Here is a 19,533-nt window from a genome sequence, read left to right as displayed (position 1 = left end):
AGTGTAGGACAGTTCTCGTCTGCATGCAGTTTGCGTCTAGTTATCGCTAATTTACTGAGAGCCTGCGCGACCAATAGTCATATAGGTAGCGTGCATGCTTAGCGTAGCCATTCGTTCTCGTCTTTGAAACGTTCTGAAAAAAAATCCACAAGACTGCGCAAGGCCGCCGGCATGTGCTTGCGCGATGCATAGACCGCATAAAGTGTGAGATTGCGTGGGGGTGCATCGGGCACTAGTTGAATCAACGTACCGTTGCGTAAGAAGGTACCTGTCAGATAAGTCGGCAGCATAGCCACCCCTGCACCAGCTAACGTAGCCCGCACCAGCGCCGATGAGTCGTTGGTGCTGAATGACCCTTGAATGGGCACGGCAATCTGCTCACCATCCTGCTCAAAATGCCAAAGCCTGGTGCCGAAATAAGTATGTGTCAGGCAGTTGTGGGCGCTGAGATCCTCTACCCGTGCTGGGGTGTTATGTTCGCGCAGGTAGCCTGGCGAAGCACAGATCACCGATCGAAGAACAGTCAAGCGGCGGGCGATCAGATTCGGGTCCAAGTCGTTGCTGGCGCGAATGGCCAGATCGATACGTTCATCAACCAAATTCACGGTTCTGTCCATTGACTGCATATCGATGCTGACGTCGGGGTGCAGCCGGAGGAATTCACTGATCGCATCGGCCAGATGCGCGTGACCAAATGAAGTGCTGACGCTAATGCGCAACTTGCCGCGCAATGGCTGCTCCGCAGCGCTCACGCTCGCTTGCATGTCGGCTGACAGGTCCAGTATCTGCCGGCAGCGTGGCAGGGTGTCGTTGCCCGCAGCGGTCAGGCTAAGTTTACGTGTAGTGCGGTGCATCAGCCGTGCACCAACCCATTCTTCCAGCTCGGCCAGATAGCGAGAAATGGCTGGGCGCGAGAGGTCCAGAAAATCCGCTGCCGCAGACTGGCTGCCCAAATCCGCCACCGTGACAAACACCTGCATTGCAATCAAACGATCCATAATTTGCCCGATCCATGAAACAAACTATGTTCAAGCATGGCATTTTTTTAAACTAATCGCGCCGCTAAGCTTTGTTCATTCCATTAATCCCACGCTTATTACGGAGAGTCACCATGAGCAAGATCGCAATTATCGGCGCTACCGGTCGCGCTGGCAGCCAGCTACTGGAAGAGGCTCTGCGCCGTGGTCATAGTGTTACAGCTATTGCTCGTGACGCTTCATCGTTGGCTGGACGTTCAGGCGTCGTTACAAAAAATCTGGACGTTAATGATGGCAAGGCCTATGCCGAAGCCGTTGCTGGACATGATGTGGTTATCAGTTCCACGCACTTTTCTTCGGTGTCGGCTGGCACAACCATAGAGCCGGTAAAACGCGCAGGCGTTCCTCGGTTGTTGGTGGTGGGCGGCGCGGGTAGCCTGTTCGTAGCGCCAGGCGTGCGGGTGATCGACACACCTGATTTCCCTGAAGAATACAAAGCCGAGGCCGCTGCCGGAGTCGCATTTCTGGAGGTGCTGCGTCAGGAAAAAGATCTGGACTGGACCTTCTTGTCGCCATCGGCACTGTTCATAGAAGGCCCACGTACTGGCGTCTTTCGGCTAGGTGGAGACGATTTGCTGGTGGATGCCAACGGCAATAGTTCGATCAGTTTCGCGGATTTTGCCATCGCGATGCTCGACGAAATCGAACGGCACAATCATTCGCGCCAGCGTATTACCGTCGGTTATTAACGCGGTTTGCGGTCGGACCCAACGTGTTAGCGAGGCGTATTAATCGCTCCGCTCAGCCGCTTGAGTCAGCAACCAGTCGATCAGTTCGCGCAGCTGTGGTGAAGGGGCAGAGCGATCCGGATAGACCAAGTAATACGCAGCGCCGGTTCGCACCTTAAGGTCGAAAGGCATTACCAGCCGACCAGCGCTGAGGTCTTCGCCGATCAATGCCCAGTCGCCAATGGCCACGCCAGTGCCTTGGGACGCCACCGACATAGCCAGGTCAAGCGTGTCAAAGTGCTGGCCCTTTGCGATGTTATTCACCGTGGTGCCGGCGGCCTTGAGCCAGGTTTCCCAATCGCGCTGATCACGGGTCGGATGCAGCAACATGTGCTGCTCCAGATCGGCCAATGTATTGAGCGGGATCAGCCCGCTCAATAATTGTTGCGAACATACCGGCGTCAGTTGCTCGTCGAACAGGTGATGCGCCACCACCGAATTGGCCGGGGGGGCGCCGTACACCACGGCGGCATCAAACTCCTCTCGGCGAAAATCCACCGCATGCTGAATAGTCGTGGTCAATTCCACCGGCACCTCTGGGCGCTCTTTTTGCCACTGCAATAAGCGTGGCAACAACCAGCGCATCATGCAGGTCGGTGCCTTCAGTCTTAAGGTTTCGCGTTTCGCACCGACTTGTTCTACGGCTTCGTCGATCAACGAAAACACCTTCTGAATTCGTGGGAACAAGTCGCTTCCTTGAGTCGTCAGGCTCAACCCTCTCGCTTGACGCTGAAACAGTGCATAGCCCAAATGACTTTCCAGCCCGGAAATCTGCCGACTCACCGCGCCTTGGGTGATGTGCAGCAGTTCGGCGGCCCGCGTGAAATTGCAACACTGGGCCGTAACCAGGAAGGTATGCAGGGCAGGCAGGGGAGGAAGGCGTTTCATTTGGCGCTCAGGCATGAAGTGAGGACATGCCTAGCATGACATTTTTTGCCTTGTCACAGATATGGCCGCACGGGTCCAATTGCGGCTCATCTGTAGCCTGTCCCGCAGCCGTAAGCGTCGGGATGTTTTTGCAGCTCCAAACAGAAGGAAGGCGGACAAACATGGCAACGTGCGGCGAAGTATTGGTCAAATTGCTCGAAGGCTACGGTGTCGAGCAGGTCTTCGGCATCCCCGGTGTGCATACCGTCGAGTTGTACCGTGGGCTCGCGGGCTCATCAATCAACCATGTCACGCCGCGTCATGAACAGGGCGCTGGCTTCATGGCCGATGGTTATGCGCGCACCAGCGGTAAGCCCGGTGTGTGTTTCATCATCACCGGCCCTGGCATGACCAACATCACCACGGCCATGGGCCAAGCCTATGCTGACTCAATTCCGATGCTGGTTATCTCAAGCGTGCAATCGCGCAATCAGTTGGGCGGAGGACGCGGAAAGCTCCATGAGCTGACATCTCAGAGCAACCTGGTCGCTGGCGTCGCCGCGTTTTCCCACACGTTAATGTCGGCGTCGGAATTGCCTGGGGTATTGGCCCGGGCGTTTGCGTTGTTTCAGGCCGGACGTCCGCGGCCGGTGCACATCGAGATTCCGCTTGATGTATTGGTGGAAAACGCTGACGACCTGCTCAATAGTCCACCAGTCAGTATTAGCCGCGCCGGTGCCGCCCCGGCTGCCGTTGCACAGATGGTCGGCCTTCTGGCTGCCGCGAAACGACCGCTGATTCTGGCCGGCGGTGGCGCTATCGACGCCGCCTGCGCACTGACACAGCTCGCCGAGCTGCTGGATGCTCCAGTCGCATTGACTATCAACGCCAAAGGTATGCTGCCCTCGCGTCACCCGTTATTGATCGGCTCGACCCAATCATTGGTAGCCACGCGGGCGTTGGTGGCCGAGGCCGACGTCGTGCTGGCCATCGGTACTGAGCTGGCCGAAACCGACTACGACATCACCTTCGCTGGAGGTTTTGAAATTCCTGGTACGTTGTTGCGGATCGATATCGATCCCGACCAAACCGTGCGCAATTATCGGCCGCACGTTGCGCTGGTCGCTGATGCCGATACCGCTACGCAGGCGTTGCTTAGCGGACTGACGGCCACAGAACTGGCCACACGCCGTGCAGATTGGGGCCAGCAGCGCAGCGCCGTGTTGCGCGAAACACTTGAAGCGACATGGGACGAAGCCACTCGCGGGCAGACGTTTTTTTTGCAAGCGTTACTCGATATTCTTCCGGACGCGGTAATTGTCGGCGACTCCACCCAGCCGGTGTACACCGGCAACCTGACGCTCAATCTTGAGCAACCACGGCGCTGGTTCAACTCATCGACCGGCTACGGCACCCTCGGCTACGCCTTGCCCGCCGCCATTGGTGCGTGGCTTGGCCGTGGGTCTGACGCGAGCAACCGGGGCGCAGTGGTGTGCCTGATCGGCGACGGCGGTTTGCAATTTACCCTTGCCGAATTGGCCAGCGCCGTCGAAGCGCGCACGCCGATTATCGTGTTGCTTTGGAATAACCAGGGCTACGAAGAAATCAAAAAGTACATGATCAATCGCGCCATTGAGCCGGTGGGCGTCGATATTTATACCCCTGATTTTGTCGCCGTCGCCAAAGCGTTGGGCTGTGCTGCCCAAGCCGTTTCTGGTGTTGAACAACTGAAAGCGGCCTTGCGTGCAGCGGATGACCGTCAAGGTCCGACCCTGATCGAAATCGACCAGACACAGTGGATGAACGGGTTGAAATCATGCTGAGCGCCCAACACGGTCTTTACATAAATGGACACTGGTTGTCTGGCAGCGAAATGCTCTCAGTGATCAATCCGGCCACGGAAGTGCCTTTGGCTATCGTAGCCGGCGGTGATGAAACGTCGGTTGAACACGCCGTGCAGGCGGCGCAATCGGCGTTTCCGGTCTGGTCGCAAACCTCCGGGGCCGTTCGTGGCGCGGTGTTGCGCAAGATCGTCAGCGGGGTGCAAGAACGCCGCGGGCGCTTGATCCAACTGCAATCGCTCAACAACGGCAAACCATTATTCGAGGCGGCCATTGATGTCGATGACGTGATCGCGACCTTCGAGTATTACGCCGTTCTTGCCGACGCGCTGGACGCAGATCAAGACAGCGCCGTGCCGTTGCCCAGCAACGACTTTTCAGCGCGCTTGCGTCATGAAGCGTGCGGCGTTGTGGCGTTGATCGTGCCCTGGAATTTTCCGATGGTCACCACTGCATGGAAGCTAGCCCCGGCCTTGGCGGCCGGATGTTGCGTGGTATTGAAACCGTCGGAAGTCACGCCGCTGCCAGAGCTGGAGCTGGCCGATATCATCGCTCAATGCGGCTTACCTGCGGGTGTCTTCAACTTGGTCTGTGGCACCGGGCTTGGGGTCGGGGCGCCCTTGGCGGCGCATCCTGGCGTTGCGAAAATCTCCTTCACCGGCAGCAACGCGGTGGGCGTTCAGGTGATGCAGCGCGCCGCTGAAACAGTGAAGGGCGTCAGTCTGGAATTGGGTGGCAAATCCTCGTTGTTGGTGCTGGCAGATGCCGATGTTGAGTTGGCCGTCGAGCTCGCTAGTGGCGGCGGATTTTTCAACGCCGGGCAGATGTGCTCGGCCACCAGCCGGGTATTGGTCGCCGAGGAATTGGCTGACGTATTCCTGGAAAAACTCAAAGCGCGTGCCAACGCTATTCATGTTGCTGACCCCTTTGACCCTGACGTCGAAATGGGCGCGTTGGTTAATCAGGTGCAATACCAGCGAGTGCTTAGCCATATCGCGGCGGCTATCAGTGACGGTGCGCAGCTGGTATGCGGCGGCGAAAGGCCTGCGAAATTGCCTCGCGGATATTTTTTGCGGCCGACGCTGTTCACGGGTGTGCCCTTGGACAGTGCATTGTGGCGCGAAGAGATTTTTGGCCCGGTGCTGTGCGTGCGTAGCTTCACTACCGAAACCGAGGCTATTGCGTTGGCCAACGACAGCGAATTTGGCTTGGTGGCCAGTGTCGTCAGCCGCAATATCGAGACTGCCAATCGAGTCGCAAACGCCCTGCAGGCGGGGCTGGTGTGGATAAACGCGCCCCAGGTAATCTTCCCCCAAACGGCGTGGGGCGGTTACAAACACAGCAGTATCGGACGTGAGCTGGGGCCATGGGGGTTGCACGCTTTCCAGGAAATAAAACACATCATCAGAAGCGTCTAGAAGCTCGATAACAGCAAACGCATGCCTTCTTTCGAGGCATGCGTTTGACACATGGCTTCGATGACAAACTTTCGATTGTTGCCTCTTTCTCGTCGCCTCAGGATGACCCCGTCAACTCAGCTAAACCCTCGATTTACGGGTGCTGTAGCTGATCGGGCGCGCGCACTCAGCCTGGGGCGAAGACGCGATCACCTCACTTAAGAAAGCAACGGAGTCCGTCATGGGCGAGCATGATCTGAACAGAAGGCAATTCATCAAGACGGTGGGTGTTGCATCGGTTGCCGCCGCAGCGATGTCCATGCCGTTTATCCGGGCGAGCGCCAGCGAAAACCAGTTTCAAGGCAAAACCTTGCGCTTACTGACGTGGTCCGATGACACCGGGTTGGCAGCGTTGCGCAACATAGCAGCGACCTTCGAAGCTAAAACCGGCGCCAAGGTCATCGCTGACCGAACCGGCAGCACCTCAGAGATGGTTGCCAAACTCAAAGCCGGTGGGGATCGCCCGCAATACGACATCATCACCTTGGCGGGCGTGGGCGCAGAAGGCTTGGCCGCCGCCGGTCTGCTGGAAAAACCAGACCTTAACCGTATTCCCAACATCGTCGACGTCCCGGAGAAATACCGCACCGGCGCCAATGGTCATGGCATCGGCTACTTGCTCTGGTGCAACAGCCTGATTTACAGCACCCGCACCGTGAAAGAAGCCCCCGATAGCTACGCTGCGCTGTGGGACAAGGATCTGGCACCAAGTATTTTTCTGCCGCCGCCCAACTGGACCGAGGCCATGGACCTGATCATCATCGCCGCCAAATTGGCCGGTGGTGACGAGCACAACGTTGAGCCGGGTTTCAAAAAGCTCGCCGAACTTAAAGACCGTGTAGTGACCCTTGGCGAGAACCCTAACCAGATCGCCGAATTGTTCCGCACCGGTTCGCTGGACATGGGTGGCTTGTATGCCCCTGCTTTTTTTCCGAAACAACTTCGCGATCCTGCCTACGGCTTGGGCGCTACGTTCGGCATGAAAGAAGGCTTTTACACTGACTTGATGCAGACCGTTATGCCGAAAAACCGTCCAGGCGATACTGACTTGGCATACGCCTTTATCAACCATTCTCTGGACCCAGTGGTGCAGGGCAAGATGACTGAAGACATCTACAATGGCCCGGTCAACGCCAAGGCCGTCATCTCGGCTGAAGCGCGCAAGAGCCCATACATCCTCACCCCGGAACAAATCGCCGACAAAGCGATCATGCACGACAACGCCTTTCTGGCGACGGTGCATGACCAGTGGATTCGTCGTTACACCGAGATTTTCTCTTCCTGATGTGCTCATCGCGAACAGGCGCAGGCTTGCTCGCGATGGCGGTATCGCTGCTGTAATCCATCTCACACGAGATTATTGCTATGCAAAACCACCCTTCGATCCGCGCGGTTACTACGCCTTCGCGGCACGGTGCCAAACCGATTTCTACCACGCTACGCGCTTGGCTTTTTCTCACGCCGTCGATGCTGTTCCTCGCCGTACTGATCGCAGCGAGCTTGTTAGTGTTGCGCATGAGCGTGGGAACCAAAGGCGCGGAATGGACCGGTTTCAGCCTTGCCAGCTACGCGCAATTGGCTGAGCCCTATTACTTGAAATCACTGCTGCTGACCTTGCGACTGGCGTTGTTCAGTGCCGCCATCGCGGTGGTGCTGGCGATTCCGGTGGGCTACACCATGTCGCGCCTGCAATCGCCGTTCTTGCGCCGAGTATTTCTGGCGGCTGTCCTGCTGCCGTTACTGGTCAACCTACTGCTGCAAAGTTATGGCTGGTTGGTGATTCTCGGGCCGGGCGGAATGCTCAACAAATCCTTGATCGGCCTCGGCGTCATTACCCGTCCGGTAATGCTGCTGTATAACCAAAACGGTGTGCTGATGGGCTTGGTGCAAACGGCTTTTCCACTCGCTGTACTGCCAATCGCCAGCGCCATGCGTGGCGTTTCTCGCAGCTATGAAGAGGCTGCCGCAACCCTAGGCGCCAGCCGCTTTCAAGTGTTTCGCCAAGTGATATTGCCGATGAGTTTGCCGGGAATTATCACTGGCGCCACTTTGGTTTTCGCCTACAACGCCAGTAGCTTTGTCGTACCGTTGTTGCTTGGCGGCAGGCGAGTACCGATGTTGGCGGTGATGGTCCACGACCAAATCGCACCGCTGATGAACTGGCCCGCCGCCTCGGCAGCAGGTGTGGTTTTGATCGTCACCACGCTGGCGATCATGACCCTTTCCGAATATTTTGCGGGTCGTCGCCGTCGTCTGTTGGAGGCCTCGCAATGAGCCGTTCTTCAAAAGCTCGTTTTCGCTTCCAGCCGGTATTGCCCGGTGATACCGGGCGCTTTGCGGGCTTGCTCTCTGGCTTGATTCTTTTGCTGGCGGTACTGCCGATCCTGACCATGATTGTCATGTCGTTCAGTGGCGCATCCAACCTCGATTTTCCGCCCAGCAGCTACAGCCTGCAATGGTACAAAGCGGCTTGGCAGACGTTCGTATCTCCCGATGCCAGTGATGTCCTGAGCCTCGGCAAAGCCATGGCCACGAGCCTATGGGTCGCTTGCTTGACCATGATTCTGGCTACCGCCGTGGCGGTGCCGGCTTCCTATGCACTGACCCGCTGCGAATTTCGTGGCAAAGGCATAGCGCTACAACTGATGTCGTTGCCATTGGTGTTCCCGATGGTGGTGCTGGGCTTGGCACTGCTGCTGATTTTCGACAGCTTGCCGTTCCAGATAAACACTTCGCGCCTGGTGATTGCTCACGTGATCCTGGCGCTGCCATTCGTGGTGAAAAACTGCACCGCGGCGATGATGTCGATTGGCAGCGAGGTGGAAGAGGCAGCGCAAATGCTCGGTGCTTCACCGTTGCGAGCTATCTTCGATGTAGTGGTTCCATTGATGAAATCCGGGATTCTTGCCGGAATGTTGCTGGCGTTTATCGTCTCCTTCAACGAATTCACTGTGACCTACTTTCTCTACAACATCGACGTCATGACCGTACCGATCTGGATGTACAGCCGTACGGTCTCATCGCTGGACCCCACCGTATTCTCGTTTGCCGTACTGATCGTGCTGATCGACTTCGTCCTGATTTGGGCGCTGGAGAAGCTGGTTGGTGAAGGTGGCGTTTCGTTTTAGTTTTTTTGAGGCTTACATAAATGACCGGATTGATTCTGGAAAACGTCGAGAAATATTACGGCTCGGCTTGCGCGGTGACCGACGTCAATCTGCACTTGCCAGAGGGCAAGTTGGTATGTTTTCTCGGCCCGTCTGGCTGTGGCAAAACCACTTTGCTGCGGATGATCGCCGGTCTGGAAACCTTAACCAGCGGCGAGATTCGTCTCGACGGCGAAGACGTCAGCCACACCCCAGCGCACCAACGCAATTTCGGCATGGTCTTCCAATCACTGGCGCTGTTTCCGCACATGACGGTCGGTGAAAACATCGCCTATCCGCTGAAACTGCGCGGTGTGAACAAAGCGGACCAACAGGGCCGGGTAAAGGAACTGCTGGAGCTGATTCAATTGCAGGCGATGATCGACCGCCCAGTCGCGAAGCTCTCCGGCGGACAGCGCCAGCGGGTAGCCATTGCTCGGGCGATTGCGTCGCACCCAAAGCTGCTGTTGCTCGATGAGCCTCTGTCGGCGCTCGACGCCAAGCTGCGCGAGTCGATGCAAGTAGAAATTCGGCAACTGCAACAACGGCTCAATATCACCACGATTCTGGTAACCCACGACCAACGCGAAGCCATGACCATGGCCGATATCGTGGTCGTGTTGGGGCAAAACCGGGTGCAGCAGGTAGGTACGCCGATTGAGATCTATCGCAACCCGGCCAATGAATTTGTCGCCGACTTTATAGGTTCTGGAAATATTTTTCTGGCCACTGCGTTGGGTGAAGGTCGGGTCGGCCTTCCTACTGGTGAGGCGCTGGACGTACCGATCAGCAGCAGCATCGCCGTCGGCGCCCAGATCAAAATGTTGGTGCGTCCTGAAGACCTGCAATTGTCACCGCCATTGCCAACAGCGGGTAACCGATTACTAGGCACTGTGACTTTTGTGCGCGACATCGGCGCGACTATCGAAACCACTGTCGAGTGCGCGGGTGTTTCGCTGACGGCCTTGAGCACCCCAAGCCAATGCTTCGGGCTCGCCATCGGTCACCCAGTCTCAGTCACCATTCCCGCTGAAGCGTGTCGCGTTCTGGCGGCTTGAAGGCAAGTGCGATCAAACGCTTTGGCGCTACCGCGCCAGGTCGCGGGAGGTCGGTGCACGGAATTGGCGGCTGTATTCTCGACTGAATTGCGATGGCCGCTTGGTTCGCAACTGCGGCGCTGAACGTTTTTGCCGAAGTGGTTCAGCAATTAATTGTCGGCATCCTGGACTTTCAGACCTTCAAGCACGTCTCTTCTAGTCAAAAAAAACTGAATATCAGGCACCCCTGCGGCAGTTGGCCAGTTGATTAGCGTTTCATTCATTGTTCGCAAAATTGTTTAGAATCGCCGCATTCGATAAATTGGGCAGGGTGATTTGCATGGCACGTAAAGAATTTAAAGACGTCGAGGCGGTGTCTGCCGTTATGCCGGGCGACGGTGGTTACAGCGCAGCGATTGCGGTGAAAGCTCGCCATGCCGGGGGTGCGCCACGTTTTCATCGTGTACTTGGTGATCAGAAGTTCAAAACCGCGCATGACGCCGACCATGCCGCTGCTGAAGAGTTGGCGCGATTGGTCGATGTCGATGCGGACGGCGAGCTGGTGTTTTAAATCGAATCAGCTTTTGGGGCGGTACATCTTGAACAGCGATGCGGGATCAATCTTGAAGTAATCCGCCGGTCCGCCTCCGCGCAAAATATGTTCTGCAGACGCCGTATCGTAAATGCCGTCTTTTAGCATCGACTTAGCAATGTGAACCGCGACTACTTCACCAAGCACCAGCCACGTGGGTATCAATTCCTTGTCGGCGCGTTGCAGCTGGATGATCTGCGTGACCTTGCACTCGAACGAAACCGGTGTCTCCAGCACACGCGGCGCTTTGACGATGCGCGATGCGACCGGAGTGAGGTTCGCCAACTTAAACTCATCAACCTCCGGCGGTACGGAGGCGCAGCTTTGGTTCATCGCTTCAGCCAACGACCACGTCGCCAAATTCCAGACGAACTCACCGGTCTGCTCAATATTATTCAGGCTGTCTTTACGACCGATGCTGCTGAAGCCAATGATCGGAGGTGTGTAATTGAAACCGTTAAAAAAACTATAAGGGGCGAGATTCAAGCGGCCTTGGGCATCCTGCGAAGAAATCCAGCCAATGGGTCTGGGTCCGATGATCGCATTGAACGGATCATGGGGTAGACCATGGCCGTTGGCAGGTTCGTAGAAGTGAATATCGTCTGACATAAAGGGCTCCCTAGTGACAGCAGTTGCTAAGATTAAGTCGCTCATATTGCAAGGCAATAGCCCTGTTTTCCAGACTTTCATACCGCCCAAAATTAAGCCCGGCAGAAGCCGGGCTGGGAGAAGTAATTGAGTCGATTAGCTTGTGCGGTTTGCGCCAACATGGTCAGCGCCGTCTGAAGCAAGACGGTTCGCACCAACGTGGTCAGCGCCGTCAGAACTTACACGGTTTGCGCCAACATGATCAGCGCCGTCTGAAGCAAGACGGTTTGCACCAACGTGGTCGGCACCATCAGAACTTACACGGTTCGCACCTACATGGTCAGCGCCGTCAGAAGCGAGGCGACTGGCGCCAACGTGGTCTGCACCGTCAGAAGTAACGCGGGCCGCGCTTGCATTGGTATGAGCCGAGCCGCCTTCTGCTAACGCCGGCAGAGCGAAGGTGGTGCTTGCCAGTACCGAGAAAGCGATGCCGAAAATCAGTTTTGAAGTTTTCATTATGGGTACTCCGAATCAGTGGGTGGTCTGCGTTGCGATGGAGTGAATGTTACGCCGCTGGGTTTGGTTAAGAAGCTAATAAGCATGCTATCGATTATCGTTAGAATTAATAGTAGGTAATTATTCTTATAAATCAGCTGGTTAACGGCCATTTAAGGGCCTGAAGAAACGTTTCAGCCGTTATCGTGAGTTTTGTAGTGAACTTTTCAGCAGGCAAAATAAAGCCCGATTGATCGTCGGGCCAGGTAGGGAGCGCAGAATAGATACAACGCCACAGTTACGCGGGCTAAGTCGTAATTTATCGTCGGTTCTAAGCCTTCAATGCCCACGTAAGCAGCGCAGTCAGCAACAGTCCGGTCAGCAGAAAAGTGGTAAGAACCATCAAAAGCAACGTGGTTTGCACTGATGTAATTAATGCCATTAGCAGCAACATGATATGCACCTATCGAGTCAGAGCCCTCAACAGGAATCTAGTCAGCACCCATCGAATTGGGTGTTCCAGGCTGCTGTTAACGGGTGAATGGGTAGGTGTGGATGCTACGCCGCCGGTTACTTTTAAAAACTCATTCCGGGTGTTACCAATTATTGCCAATATTAATAGTCATGGACTCGCCTTACACCAAAGGCGTCTGGGGAGGCAAAACGTAAAAGAGACGACCCCTTAACGGTAGTCGCCGCTTCTTAGCTCGATACCGACCAAGCGTTAGTCGGTTTCAATTCGCGAATGTGTGCGGGTGTCTTTCATGAAAACATACACCAGCAACGAAACGGCGATGCAGGCCGTGACGTACCAGTAGTAACCGGTCTCCATGCCAATGCTTTTGAACCACAGGGCGATGTATTCAGCGGTGCCGCCGAAGATCGAAACGGTCAGCGCATACGGCAGGCCTACACCCAGTGCGCGGATTTCAGTCGGGAACAGCTCGGCTTTCACTACGGCGTTGATCGAGGTGTAACCGCTGACGATGATCAGCGCGGCCATGATCAGGAAGAACGCACCCCACCAACTTTGTACGGTGTGCAACGTGGTCAGGATTGGCACGGTAAACAGCGTACCCAGCAGACCAAATGCGATCAGGATCGGACGTCGGCCGATTTTATCCGACAGCGCTCCAACCAGTGGCTGCAGGCACATGAACAAAAAGAGCGTGGCTGCCGAGATGGTGGTGGAGTCGGTGATGCTCATGCCAACCGTGTTTACCAGATACTTCTGCATATAGGTGGTGTAGGTATAAAACGCCAAGGTGCCACCCATGGTCAGGCCGACCACCGTCATCAATTCCTTCGGATGACGCATCAAGGTTCGCATCGCGCTTTCTTTTGGCTTTTTCTTCTTGGTGAATGATTCGGTTTCTTCCATGCCACGACGCAGGTACAGCGCGACCACGGCACACAGCGCGCCGATGACGAACGGAATACGCCAGCCCCACGAATACAGCTGTTCAGTCGTTAAGGTTTGTTGCAATACGATCAATACGCCCAGCGCGATGAGCTGCCCGGAAATCAAGGTGACGTACTGGAAGCTGGAGAAGAAACCGCGACGCTCTTTAGTGGCCATCTCGCTGAGGTAAGTGGCAGAGGTGCCGTACTCGCCACCCACCGACAAACCTTGCAGCAGGCGGGCAAACACCAACAGCACCGGGGCGCCGACACCGATAACGGCATAGCTGGGGGTCAACGCGATGATCAATGAACCAAAGCACATCAACAGCACCGACGCCATGAGCGCCGCTTTGCGTCCCTTGCGGTCGGCGTACATACCCATCAGCCAGCCGCCGATCGGGCGCATTAAAAATCCCACGGCGAAGATCGCGGCGGTGTTGAGTAGCTGTGCAGTGGTGTCGCCTTGCGGGAAGAATGATTTGGCGAAGTACAGTGAGAACGCGGCGTAAACGTACCAGTCGTACCACTCGACCATGTTGCCAACCGAGCCACTGAAAATTGATTTCAGACGACTGCCGGTGGTTCGTTCTTTGACCGGCGCAGCAGCCGACCCTTCAGACAGAGTGTTGGAGGTGTCCATTAAGAATCCTTGTAAGTCATTGTTTTTAGTGGGGCGCATGCGAGTGCAGCCTGACAGTCTCTTAGCAGGAGCTGTGCCAGGCCGTTGAGGGCCGGTCTAGAGGGGTTATTAATTATTTTTCGGCAAGAATCCGCTTGCTGGAAGGATGTTGGTAAGCGGAAAGTTGCCGATCAGGACGGCTAGTCGATGCTTGGTAGAAACATTTCCCGTTGCAGACCGTGGCGCTGCATTTTTTCGTTAAGGGTTCTGCGCGGCAACTGCAGTTCACCGAGCACAGCCCTAATGTCGCCTTTGTGCCGAACCAGAGCCGCCCGCAGGCAATGGGCTTCGAAAGCCTCTTGCTGCGCCGCCAGCGATTGCCCCGACTCGACAGCGTTTGGTTGCCAATGGCTCAACCCCAGCACCTGACGTTCGGCTGCGTTACCCAGCTCGCGGACATTGCCTGGCCAGTCGTGGCTGAGCAGGTGACTCAACTCGGCGCCGCTTAGCACCGGGGCCTTGCGCCCTAAGCGCTCAGCGGCGGCTTGGGCAAAATGGTTGAATAGCAGGGGAATGTCTTCCCTGCGTTCACGCAGGGGTGGCAGGCGCAGTTCAGCGACGTTTAGTCGGTAAGCAAGATCCTCGCGAAAGCGCCCGGCCCGTGCCTCTTCAAGTAAATCCGGCTTGGTCGCGGCAATGATCCGAACATTAATGCTGATGCTTTGATTTGAACCCAGGCGTTCTAGCCGCTGCTCTTGTAGAACGCGCAATAGCTTGACCTGTTGCCCCAGCGGCATACTCTCAATCTCGTCGAGAAACAACGTGCCGCCGTCGGCGTATTCCAGTTTGCCGATGCGCTTGCCTTGAGCGCCGGTGAACGCTCCGCTTTCGTGACCGAATAGCTCGGCTTCGAACAAATGTTCGGGGATCGCCGCGCAGTTCAGGGCGACAAAAACCTTGTTGGCGCGAGGCCCGAAGTCATGCAAGCAGCGCGCAACCAGCTCTTTGCCGCTGCCGGTTTCGCCGCGAATTACTACGTTAACCGGCAGTAGCGCCAGTTCCAGCACCTGACGACGCAAGACCTGCAAACTTGGTGTAACACCGAGCAGGGTTTTGTCGATCTTGGCCCTTGCGTCAGCCTGTTCGTACAGTCGGCGATTTTCTAACACCAACTGACGTTTCTCCAGTGCCCGACGCAAGATTCTCAGCAGGATCTCGGGGCTGAACGGTTTTTCCAAAAAATCGTAGGCGCCGTCACGCATGGCATCCACCGCCATCGGCACGTCGCCGTGGCCCGTCAGCAAGATCACCGGCAAATCAGAGTCCAGAATCTGTAGCCGATCCAGAAACGCCAGACCGCCCATGCCCGGCATGCGCACGTCGCTGACGATTACTCCGGGAAAATGCTCCGGCAGCGCGGCGAGACACTCTTCTGCTCGGCTATACAGCTGTACGCTAAAACCGCTAAGCATCAGCCATTGCTGGACGGCTTCACGGATGCTGGCCTCGTCGTCGACCACTATGACGCAATTCAACATAAGGGTCAGACCTCTGGTTCTGCAGGTAAAACAAGGCTAAAGCGTGCGCCATCACTGTAATTTTCCGCCGTCAGCGTGCCGCCGGATTCATGAACGATGGCATACGACACGGCCAAACCCAGCCCCAGGCCGTCGCCTACCGGTTTGGTGGTGAAAAACGGGTCGAAGATGTTTGTCATATGCTCTTGGGCAATACCTCCGCCGGTGTCGCCGACCGATAAGCGCCAAAGGGGTGGCGAGTTGGGTTCTGGTTCAAGGCTTACTTCAAGTCGTTTGAGCGGTGCGTCACGCATGGCGTCCAGCGCATTGCGCAACAAGTTGATCAGCACCTGTTCCAGGCGGATGGCATCACCGCGTACGAAGGCGGGGCGGATAAGGTGCAATACGCAGCTGACCTTCTCGTGACGTAAGCGAGGGTCAAGCAACAGGAGGGCTTGATCGACTACAGCAGCTAAATCCAAGCGTTCGCGCAATCCGCTGGGGCTTTTACGTGCGAAAGTCTTCAGGTGCCCCGTTAATGCGGCCATGCGTGTCAGTTGCTGATCCAATGGCCCCAAGGCTCTGTACGCATCATCGATTCGCCCGTGATCCAGCAGCAGGCGCAAGCTGGCCAACTGCATGCGTTGGGTGGTTAACGGTTGATTGATTTCATGGGCCAGCGCCGCCGACATTTGCCCCAGCGCCGCCAATTTGGCCGATTGCACGAGCCCGTCTTGTGCGGTGCGCAGATCACGGGTGCGCTCTTGGACCAACTGTTCCAGCTCTTCACGACTACGTCGATGCACCCGCGCCAGACGCCAGCGTTGGTAAAGAAACAGCCCTAGAAATACCAGTGTTAGCCAAGTGCCCGCTCCTGCCAATGCGGCATTGCGTGTGTCCTCGGCGAGGGCCTGAGGCTTGCGAAGCAAATGCAGCGTCCACCCTTCAGCGGCTAATGGTAGCGATTCCCACAGATAATCGGCCGCGCCTTGCGGACCTTCGATGCGGGATAAATGGCTGGTCTTGCTGAATTCACGGATTGTTTGGCTCTTCAGTGGGGACAACGGTTGTTTATCGTATTGCCGGGTGGCGGCCAGTTCGGCGCGGTCAGCGGCGGATATCGGCAGCAATTCCCGGTAGCGCCAGCCCGGCTGATTGGCAATGAAGACGATGCCTTTGGCATCGCTGAGCAGCAGCAGATCATCGCCTTGACCCCATTCGCGCTCTAGGTCGGGGAACTCAAGTTTCACCACTATCGCGCCCAAAAAATCCCCGGCGTCGTTGGTTACTGCGTTGGACAGAAAGTAACCGGGGATGCCACTGGTAACGCCCACTGCGTAGAAGCGTCCGACGCCCTCGGCTTTGGTTTGTAGGAAATACGGTCGAAAGCCGTAGTTATGGCCGACGTAGCTGCTGGGCAGTCGCCAATTACTGGCGCCGACGGCCAAGCCGCTTCGGTCCAACAACTCCAGAGTCGAGGACTGTGCCGCGCTGTTGATTTTTTCCAGCTTGAAATTCAATGCGTCTTGGGTACTTAAGCTGACAGGGCCACTTAGCGCCGAGCGCAATTGGGGGTCCAGTGCTAAAACCGCTGGCAAGGCACGATAACGTTCGATCAGCGTGTGCAGGGTGTTGCCATACAGCATCAGTTGCCCCCCGGCGCGGGCGGCGTCATCGACCAAGGCATGCCGCTCGGCCTGACGAACCGCTATACCGGCCGCCAGCAATGCTCCTATAAGAATCAGCAACGCATAAATAGACAGGTGAGCAAGACGGGAAATTGAGGGCATGGCGACAAAGACAGGATGAACCGGTTCGCACCTTAACATGCGCAGGTACAGCGCAGTTCCGGGGCGGAACTGCGCATTCAGCCGAATGGTTACAGCAAATTAAATCTCTGCTGTTTCACGTCTGAAGAATCGAGACCGATCATCACGTCGAACGCGCCGGGCTCGTCGACATATTTCAGCGCCGCGTTGTAGAACTTCAGGTCGTCTTCACTGAGGGTGAAGCTGATGACTTTTTCCTCACCGGCTTTAAGCATGACTTTCTGGAAGTTTTTCAACTCTTTGACCGGGCGGGCAATAGAGGCAGTGACGTCATGCAGGTACAGTTGCACCACGGTCGCCCCATCGAGTTTGCCGGTATTTTTCAGCGTGACGCTGGCGGTCAACGTGCCGCCGCGTTTCATGTCCTTGGCGGACAGTGTCACGTCAGACAGGCTGAATTGGGTGTAGCTCAGACCATAACCGAACGGGAATAACGGGCCGTTAACTTCCTCAAAGTATTGCGAGGTGTAGTTGCCTGGTTTGCCGACCTGATAGGGCCGACCGGTGCCAAGGTGCGCGTAGTAGACCGGCAGTTGGCCAATCGAGCGCGGGAAAGACATGGCCAGCTTGCCGGACGGGTTGTAGTCGCCGAACAGTACGTCGGCCACGGCGTTACCGCCTTCCGTGCCGGGGAACCAGGTTTCCAGCATCGCGTCAGCCTGTTGCTCCTCAGTGACCAGGGTCAGCGGTCGGCCGTTCATCAATACCAGCACCAACGGTTTACCGGTGGCTTTAAGGGCGGCGATCAAGTCCCGCTGTCTGCCAGGAATGTTAAGGCTGGTGCGGCTCGCCGATTCGTGGGACATGCCACGCGACTCGCCGACCACGGCAACAATGACGTCCGATTGCTGCGCGACCTTGACCGCTTCGGCGATCATTTCTTCGGCAGGACGTGGGTCAACTTCAACTTCAGTGACCATGAAGTTCAGGTATTTAATGATCGACGGATCATCGGCAACGTCAGCGCCTCGGGCGTACAGCAGCTTGGCTTTATCGCCGACGGCATTGGCCAGACCGTCATAGACCGTCACCGATTGTTGCGGTACGCCGGCAGCTGACCAACTGCCCAGCATGTCGAGTTGGCTTTTCGCCAATGCACCAATGACCGCAATGGTGCCTTGTTTTTTTAGCGGCAGCGTTTCGTGGTCATTTTTCAGCAATACCAGAGTTTTGCGCGCAACGTCACGGGCTTCGGTACGATGCAGACGGCTTTCAGCGTTGGTGTCGGCCGGGTCGTGAGCCGCATCGCCAATGCGGCGAAACGGGTCAGCAAACAGCCCCATATCGTACTTGGCGCCCAGGACTTCACGAACGGCGCTGTCGATGTCGTTCTGGGAAATCTCGCCGTCTTTCAACAGTCCGGGGAGTTGCTCGCCGTACACCGAGTCGTTCATGCTCATATCAACACCGGCTTTGATTGCCAGTTTGGCGGCTTCACGGTCATCGCGGGCTACGCCATGGCGGATCAACTCTTTAATCGCGCCGTGGTCGCTGATGGTTACGCCTTTGAAGCCCCAATCCTTGCGCAACAGGTCTTTGAGCAACCAGGTGTTTGAGGTAGCCGGAATACCGTTGATCGAGTTCAGCGCGATCATGACGCCGCCAGCTCCCGCGTCGATAGCGGCGCGATAAGGCGGCAAGTAATCCTGGTACATACGCGTCAGGCTCATATCGACGGTGTTGTAGTCTTTGCCACCCTCTACCGCACCATACAGCGCAAAGTGCTTAACGCTGGCCATTAAGCTGTCGGCCCCGCCCGGATGCTCTCCGCGGTAAGCGTTGACCATGACCTTGGCGATGCGCGACACCAGATAAGTGTCTTCACCGAAGCCTTCGGAGCTACGGCCCCAACGCGGGTCGCGGGAAATATCAACCATGGGTGCGAAGGTCATGTCCACGCCATCAGCGGCCGCTTCGGTGGCCGATACTCGACCGCTCAAGGCGATAGCATCCATGTCCCAGCTGGCGGCCAGGGCGAGACTGATAGGGAATGCCGTGCGATGACCGTGGACAACGTCGTAGGCGAAAAACATCGGGATCTTCAGGCGGCTGTTAACCACTGCGGCCTGTTGCAACGGGCGGTTTTCTGAGCGAGTGATGGAGTTGAACGTGCCGCCAATTCTGCCAGCAGCAATTTCTTTGAGGATTTGTGGCTGAGGCATTTCAGGCCCGATGCTGATCAATCGCAATTGCCCGATTTTTTCTTCGAGGGTCATTTGCTTCATCAGATTAGAAATGAACGCGTTTTTGTTAGCCAGCACAGCAGTACTGGTCTCGGCCATAACCGAGTGACTGGCCAGGCCGACAATAAGGCCCAGCAAACACAGCTTATTCATGAATGATTTCTCAAGGCGTTCTTCAGCAACTCACGTAAGT

At 56.4% G+C, this 19,533-nt stretch carries 16 protein-coding genes; 8 read left to right on the top strand and 8 right to left on the bottom strand.

The genetic code is table 11. From position 1 onward, the window contains the following. Positions 1-98: 98 nt before the first annotated feature. Positions 99-998 (bottom strand): LysR family transcriptional regulator, encoded by a 900-nt coding sequence (locus tag RGW60_RS14545; protein WP_322205259.1) that lies wholly within the window; start codon positions 996-998, stop codon positions 99-101. Positions 999-1,111: 113 nt separating this feature from the next. Between RGW60_RS14545 and RGW60_RS14540 the strand changes: the two genes are divergently transcribed. After that, complete coding sequence (locus RGW60_RS14540) at positions 1,112-1,726, top strand: NAD(P)-dependent oxidoreductase (RefSeq protein WP_322205258.1); 615 nt, start codon at positions 1,112-1,114, stop codon at positions 1,724-1,726. 39 nt (positions 1,727-1,765) lie between these two features. On the opposite strand, the gene RGW60_RS14535 is transcribed toward RGW60_RS14540, so the two are convergent. Continuing rightward, positions 1,766-2,653 carry a LysR substrate-binding domain-containing protein gene (locus RGW60_RS14535; RefSeq protein WP_322205257.1) on the bottom strand — a complete coding sequence of 296 codons (888 nt, stop codon included), beginning with the start codon at positions 2,651-2,653 and terminating at the stop codon, positions 1,766-1,768. 161 nt (positions 2,654-2,814) lie between these two features. Here RGW60_RS14535 and RGW60_RS14530 point away from each other — a divergent pair, with 161 nt between their 5' ends. From RGW60_RS14530 to RGW60_RS14500, 7 genes are all read left to right on the top strand, one after another. Then, entirely contained in the window at positions 2,815-4,455 is a 1,641-nt protein-coding gene (locus tag RGW60_RS14530; protein ID WP_322205256.1) for a 5-guanidino-2-oxopentanoate decarboxylase, read from the top strand. Then, positions 4,449-5,891 (top strand): aldehyde dehydrogenase family protein, encoded by a 1,443-nt coding sequence (locus tag RGW60_RS14525; protein ID WP_322205255.1) that lies wholly within the window; start codon positions 4,449-4,451, stop codon positions 5,889-5,891. Before RGW60_RS14530 ends, RGW60_RS14525 begins: the two co-directional genes overlap by 7 nt. Positions 5,892-6,111: 220 nt before the next feature. Next, entirely contained in the window at positions 6,112-7,215 is a 1,104-nt protein-coding gene (locus RGW60_RS14520; RefSeq protein ID WP_322205254.1) for an ABC transporter substrate-binding protein, read from the top strand. Between the two features lie 182 nt (positions 7,216-7,397). After that, positions 7,398-8,204, top strand: coding sequence for an ABC transporter permease (locus RGW60_RS14515; protein WP_407074064.1), 807 nt, complete (start codon positions 7,398-7,400; stop codon positions 8,202-8,204). Next, on the top strand, positions 8,201-9,058 hold the full coding sequence (locus RGW60_RS14510) for an ABC transporter permease (RefSeq protein WP_322205252.1): 858 nt from the start codon (positions 8,201-8,203) through the stop codon (positions 9,056-9,058). Before RGW60_RS14515 ends, RGW60_RS14510 begins: the two co-directional genes overlap by 4 nt. 20 nt (positions 9,059-9,078) lie before the next feature. Then, positions 9,079-10,134 carry an ABC transporter ATP-binding protein gene (locus RGW60_RS14505; RefSeq protein WP_322205251.1) on the top strand — a complete coding sequence of 352 codons (1,056 nt, stop codon included), beginning with the start codon at positions 9,079-9,081 and terminating at the stop codon, positions 10,132-10,134. Between the two features lie 319 nt (positions 10,135-10,453). Beyond that, positions 10,454-10,684, top strand: a complete 231-nt coding sequence (locus RGW60_RS14500) for a hypothetical protein (RefSeq protein ID WP_322205250.1) — start codon at positions 10,454-10,456, stop codon at positions 10,682-10,684. A 6-nt stretch (positions 10,685-10,690) separates the two neighbouring features. Here the strand turns inward: RGW60_RS14500 and RGW60_RS14495 are convergent, their stop codons facing one another. From RGW60_RS14495 to bglX, 6 genes are all read right to left on the bottom strand, one after another. Continuing rightward, on the bottom strand, positions 10,691-11,314 hold the full coding sequence (locus tag RGW60_RS14495; protein WP_322205249.1) for a flavin reductase family protein: 624 nt from the start codon (positions 11,312-11,314) through the stop codon (positions 10,691-10,693). Positions 11,315-11,449: 135 nt separating this feature from the next. Then, a complete protein-coding gene (locus RGW60_RS14490; protein WP_322205248.1) occupies positions 11,450-11,809 on the bottom strand; it encodes a hypothetical protein in 360 nt (119 codons plus the stop codon). A gap of 703 nt (positions 11,810-12,512) precedes the next feature. Continuing rightward, positions 12,513-13,832, bottom strand: a complete 1,320-nt coding sequence (locus tag RGW60_RS14485) for an MFS transporter (protein ID WP_322205247.1) — start codon at positions 13,830-13,832, stop codon at positions 12,513-12,515. A 179-nt stretch (positions 13,833-14,011) separates the two neighbouring features. Then, on the bottom strand, positions 14,012-15,349 hold the full coding sequence (locus tag RGW60_RS14480) for a sigma-54 dependent transcriptional regulator (protein ID WP_322205246.1): 1,338 nt from the start codon (positions 15,347-15,349) through the stop codon (positions 14,012-14,014). Between the two features lie 5 nt (positions 15,350-15,354). After that, positions 15,355-17,157, bottom strand: coding sequence for an ATP-binding protein (locus RGW60_RS14475; RefSeq protein ID WP_407074062.1), 1,803 nt, complete (start codon positions 17,155-17,157; stop codon positions 15,355-15,357). A gap of 50 nt (positions 17,158-17,207) precedes the next feature. Further along, on the bottom strand, positions 17,208-19,493 hold the full coding sequence (gene bglX, locus RGW60_RS14470) for a beta-glucosidase BglX (RefSeq protein WP_322205244.1): 2,286 nt from the start codon (positions 19,491-19,493) through the stop codon (positions 17,208-17,210). Positions 19,494-19,533: the final 40 nt, after the last annotated feature.

The sequence above is a fragment of the Pseudomonas sp. AB6 genome, assembly GCF_034314105.1.
Taxonomy (GTDB): Bacteria; Pseudomonadota; Gammaproteobacteria; order Pseudomonadales; family Pseudomonadaceae; genus Aquipseudomonas.
Note: the sequence above shows the minus strand (reverse complement) of the source record. Positions and strands in the feature narration are given on the sequence as shown.

Bases quoted from the DNA above. Each gene is read 5' to 3' on its own strand.
- RGW60_RS14545 (WP_322205259.1), bottom strand. From the start codon at position 998: ATGGATCGTTTGATTGCAATGCAGGTGTTTGTCACGGTGGCGGATTTG.
- RGW60_RS14540 (WP_322205258.1), top strand. From the start codon at position 1,112: ATGAGCAAGATCGCAATTATCGGCGCTACCGGTCGCGCTGGCAGCCAG.
- RGW60_RS14535 (WP_322205257.1), bottom strand. From the start codon at position 2,653: ATGAAACGCCTTCCTCCCCTGCCTGCCCTGCATACCTTCCTGGTTACG.
- RGW60_RS14530 (WP_322205256.1), top strand. From the start codon at position 2,815: ATGGCAACGTGCGGCGAAGTATTGGTCAAATTGCTCGAAGGCTACGGT.
- RGW60_RS14525 (WP_322205255.1), top strand. From the start codon at position 4,449: ATGCTGAGCGCCCAACACGGTCTTTACATAAATGGACACTGGTTGTCT.
- RGW60_RS14520 (WP_322205254.1), top strand. From the start codon at position 6,112: ATGGGCGAGCATGATCTGAACAGAAGGCAATTCATCAAGACGGTGGGT.
- RGW60_RS14515 (WP_407074064.1), top strand. From the start codon at position 7,398: ATGCTGTTCCTCGCCGTACTGATCGCAGCGAGCTTGTTAGTGTTGCGC.
- RGW60_RS14510 (WP_322205252.1), top strand. From the start codon at position 8,201: ATGAGCCGTTCTTCAAAAGCTCGTTTTCGCTTCCAGCCGGTATTGCCC.
- RGW60_RS14505 (WP_322205251.1), top strand. From the start codon at position 9,079: ATGACCGGATTGATTCTGGAAAACGTCGAGAAATATTACGGCTCGGCT.
- RGW60_RS14500 (WP_322205250.1), top strand. From the start codon at position 10,454: ATGGCACGTAAAGAATTTAAAGACGTCGAGGCGGTGTCTGCCGTTATG.
- RGW60_RS14495 (WP_322205249.1), bottom strand. From the start codon at position 11,314: ATGTCAGACGATATTCACTTCTACGAACCTGCCAACGGCCATGGTCTA.
- RGW60_RS14490 (WP_322205248.1), bottom strand. From the start codon at position 11,809: ATGAAAACTTCAAAACTGATTTTCGGCATCGCTTTCTCGGTACTGGCA.
- RGW60_RS14485 (WP_322205247.1), bottom strand. From the start codon at position 13,832: ATGGACACCTCCAACACTCTGTCTGAAGGGTCGGCTGCTGCGCCGGTC.
- RGW60_RS14480 (WP_322205246.1), bottom strand. From the start codon at position 15,349: ATGTTGAATTGCGTCATAGTGGTCGACGACGAGGCCAGCATCCGTGAA.
- RGW60_RS14475 (WP_407074062.1), bottom strand. From the start codon at position 17,157: ATGTTAAGGTGCGAACCGGTTCATCCTGTCTTTGTCGCCATGCCCTCA.
- bglX (WP_322205244.1), bottom strand. From the start codon at position 19,493: ATGAATAAGCTGTGTTTGCTGGGCCTTATTGTCGGCCTGGCCAGTCAC.